General features: G+C 58.8%; 1 protein-coding gene. It reads left to right on the top strand.

Features of this window, described 5'->3' with window-relative positions:
* Positions 1–174 precede the first annotated feature (174 nt).
* Positions 175–519: a hypothetical protein gene (locus tag EZE58_RS02165; protein WP_009381332.1), complete on the top strand. Its 345-nt coding sequence runs from the start codon at positions 175–177 to the stop codon at positions 517–519.
* The last annotated feature ends 173 nt before the right edge of the window (positions 520–692 follow it).

The raw sequence follows: 692 nt of genomic DNA, 5'->3' as shown, positions 1-692 counted from the left end.
CCCCACCCGCGCCATCTGCACACTCCACCGATCAGACCCCCGCCGACCGGGAGTGTTGCTTCGACGCTATGACACCACCAACAGCTACGCAATCTAAGACGGTCTGGAAAAGGATATGAAACAGCGATCCTTGCGTGACTGGAGTCTGCATTTACACAACCAGTTGAGGGAACAATGAGCGCCGAAACGTTTCATCTAATCGACGAGCGAGACGTCCGACACGAGGATGTAGTCGACGCCTTTCGCGTTGCGTTCTGGCACGGCAACGAATCTGATCCGCAAGATCTCACGTCTGTCGCGGTGTACGAATCCTCCAAGGCGAGCCTTGACGAGACTTTGGAGTGGGCTAAACGATCGCAAAATCCGGCCCCCCGCTTGGTTGAGGTGTTTGCCGTCGTCACCACCGGGAGGCACAAGGACAGCGTTAGAATCGCGAGATACGATCATCGCCCCTCGCTAAAGCCGGGCGAGACTCGAGACCCCGGCTACTCGGAAGGGACGATTTACCTCCACTCCTGAACCCTTCATTCCGCCGCACAGCCAAAGTCGGTTTCAGGCCTGACGAAAGGCCCCCACCGCGTGATGCGATGGGGGCCATTTCTATCCAGCTCGAGGGTGGTGTCATAGCGTCGAAGCAACACTCCCGGTCGGCGGGGGTCTGATCGGTGGAGTGTGCAGATGGCGCGGGTGGG

Source organism: Brevibacterium sp. LS14, assembly GCF_012027885.1.
GTDB classification, from domain to species: domain Bacteria; phylum Actinomycetota; class Actinomycetes; order Actinomycetales; family Brevibacteriaceae; genus Brevibacterium; species Brevibacterium casei.
The sequence above is the reverse complement of the archived record's forward strand: the minus strand, read 5'-3'. Positions and strand labels throughout refer to the sequence as shown.

Excerpts from the sequence above, each read along its gene's own strand:
- EZE58_RS02165 (WP_009381332.1), top strand. The coding sequence starts at position 175 with ATGAGCGCCGAAACGTTTCATCTAATCGACGAGCGAGACGTCCGACAC.